Origin of the sequence: Streptomyces sp. (genome assembly GCF_031178505.1) — a bacterium.
Classification (GTDB): Bacteria; Actinomycetota; Actinomycetes; order Streptomycetales; family Streptomycetaceae; genus Streptomyces; species Streptomyces gulbargensis.
This window is the reverse complement of the sequence record NZ_JAPSIW010000873.1, coordinates 1-2,668: the sequence shown is the minus strand read 5'-3', so window position 1 is coordinate 2,668 and position 2,668 is coordinate 1. Positions and strand designations below refer to the sequence as shown.

General features: G+C 75.0%; 2 protein-coding genes and 1 pseudogene. All 3 read left to right on the top strand.

Annotated elements, in window-relative coordinates:
* Positions 1 to 300, top strand: a 300-nt coding sequence (locus RIF68_RS33755) for a carboxyl transferase domain-containing protein (protein ID WP_309055282.1), incomplete at its 5' end; no start/stop codon positions are given.
* A 14-nt stretch (positions 301 to 314) separates the two neighbouring features.
* Complete coding sequence (locus RIF68_RS33750; RefSeq protein WP_309055281.1) at positions 315 to 2,309, top strand: biotin carboxylase N-terminal domain-containing protein; 1,995 nt, start codon at positions 315 to 317, stop codon at positions 2,307 to 2,309.
* 14 nt (positions 2,310 to 2,323) lie between these two features.
* Positions 2,324 to 2,668, top strand: a pseudogene (locus tag RIF68_RS33745) (hydroxymethylglutaryl-CoA lyase); the annotation flags it as partial.

The following is a 2,668-nucleotide window of genomic DNA, read 5'->3' as shown; positions in this document are numbered from 1 at the left end:
CTGTGGATGTGGCCCAACGCCAAGATCTCGGTCATGGGCGGCGAGCAGGCCGCGTCCGTGCTGGCGACGGTCAAGCGCGACCAGCTCGGCGACGAGTGGAGCGCGGAGGAGGAAGAGGCCTTCAAGGTCCCGATCCGGGAGCAGTACGAGACGCAGGGCAGCGCCTACTACGCGACCGCCCGGCTGTGGGACGACGGGATCATCGACCCGACGGAGACCCGGCAGGTCCTCGGCCTCGCCCTGACCGCCTGTGCCAACGCGCCCCTGGGGGACCCCCAGTTCGGCGTCTTCCGGATGTGAGGGGACCCCACACGATGTTCGACACCGTCCTTGTGGCCAACCGGGGCGAGATCGCCGTCCGCGTCATCCGCACCCTGCGGGCGCTCGGCGTGCGCTCGGTGGCCGTCTACAGCGACGCGGACGCCGACGCCCGGCACGTGCGGGAGGCGGACACGGCGGTACGGCTCGGGCCGCCGCCGGCCGCCGAGTCGTACCTGTCCGTGCCCGCCCTGCTCGACGCGGCCCGCCGGACCGGCGCGCAGGCCGTCCACCCCGGCTACGGCTTCCTCGCCGAGAACGCGGCCTTCGCGCGGGCCTGCGCCGAGGCCGGCCTGGTCTTCATCGGCCCGTCCGCCGAGGCGATCGCCCTCATGGGCGACAAGATCCGCGCCAAGGAGACCGTGAAGGCGGCCGGGGTGCCGGTGGTGCCCGGCGCCGCCGACCCCGACCTGGCCGAGACCGCCCGGGAGATGGGCCCGCCGGTGCTGCTCAAGCCGAGCGCGGGCGGCGGCGGCAAGGGCATGCGGCTCGTGCGGGACCTGGCGGTCCTGGACGAGGAGATCGCGGCGGCCCGGCGCGAGGCCCGGTCCTCCTTCGGCGACGACACGCTGCTCGTGGAGCGGTGGATCGACCGCCCCCGGCACATCGAGATCCAGGTCCTCGCCGACACCCACGGGAACGTGGTCCACCTCGGTGAGCGCGAGTGCTCGCTCCAGCGCCGCCACCAGAAGATCATCGAGGAGGCGCCGAGCGTCCTGCTGGACCCGGGCACCCGGGCCGCGATGGGCGCCGCGGCCGTGGAGGCTGCCCGGTCCTGCGGCTATGTGGGCGCGGGCACGGTCGAGTTCATCGTCCCGGGCGGCGACCCGTCCCAGTACTACTTCATGGAGATGAACACCCGGCTCCAGGTCGAGCACCCGGTGACCGAGCTGATCACCGGCGTGGACCTGGTGGAGTGGCAGCTGCGGGTGGCCGCGGGCGAACCGCTGCCCTTCGCGCAGGACGACATCCGGCTCGACGGCTGGGCGATCGAGGCCCGGATCTGCGCCGAGGACCCGGCGCGCGGTTTCCTGCCGTCCGGCGGCACGGTCCTCGCCCTGCGCGAGCCGGCCGGGGCGGGGGTGCGGACGGACTCCGGCCTCAGCGAGGGCACGGAGGTCTCCAGCCTCTACGACCCGATGCTGTCGAAGGTCATCGTCCACGCGCCGGACCGGCCCACCGCCCTGCGCAAGCTCCGCGCGGCGCTCGGGGAGCTCGTCACGCTCGGCGTGCCCACCAACGCGGGCTTCCTGCGCCGTCTTCTCGCCCACCCCGACGTGGTCTCCGGCGACCTGGACACCGGTCTGGTGGAGCGGGACGCGGAGAGCCTCGTGCCGTCCGGCGTGCCGGAAGAGGTGTACGCGGCGGCGGCGCTGCTGCGGCAGTTCCCGCCCGCCGCCGGGGAACCGGCCGGCTGGGCCGACCCCTTCGACGCGCGGACGGGCTGGCGCCTCGGCGGGACGCCCGCCTGGACGGCGCGCCCCTTCCGGGTGCCGGGGAACGAGCCGGTGCCGGTCCGGGTGCGCGGCACGGCCCGGTCCGCCGAGCTGCTGTTCGGCGCGGAGGGCCCGGCCGTCACCGCGGCGCTCGCGCCGGCCGTGCCCGGGGAGTTCGCGCTCCACCTCGACGGCGCCACCCACCGGTTCGCGGTCGCGGCCTCCCCGGAGGGGCTGTGGCTGGGCCGGGACGGCGACTCCTGGCACGTCCTGGACCACGACCCGGTGGCGGCCGCGCTCTCCGGTGCCCGGCACGGCGGGGCGGACACGCTCGCCGCCCCCATGCCCGGCACGGTCACCGTCGTCAAGGTGGCGGTCGGGGACGAGGTGGAGGCCGGGCAGAGCCTGCTCGTCGTCGAGGCGATGAAGATGGAGCACGTCATCTCCGCCCCGCACGCCGGCACGGTCTCCGAGCTGGACGTGACGCCCGGCAGCACCGTCGCCATGGACCAGATCCTGGCCGTGGTGACGCCCCGCGACGAGGAGGACGCGTGATCACGGGTCTGCCCATGACCGTGCCCGATCCGGCGCTCCCGGCCCGGGTCCGGATCCACGAGGTGGGGCCGCGCGACGGCCTGCAGAACGAGAAGACGGCCGTCCCGACCGCCGTGAAGGCCGAGTTCATCCGCCGGCTCGCCGCCGCCGGGCTGTCCACGGTCGAGGCGACCAGCTTCGTGCACCCGAAGTGGGTGCCCCAACTGGCCGACGCGGAGGAGCTGTTCCCGCAGGTGCGGGACCTCCCCGTACGGCTTCCGGTCCTCGTGCCGAACGAGCGGGGGCTCGACCGGGCCCTTGCGCTCGGGGCGCGGGAGGTCGCCGTCTTCGCCTCGGCCACCGAGTCCTTCGCGAAGGCC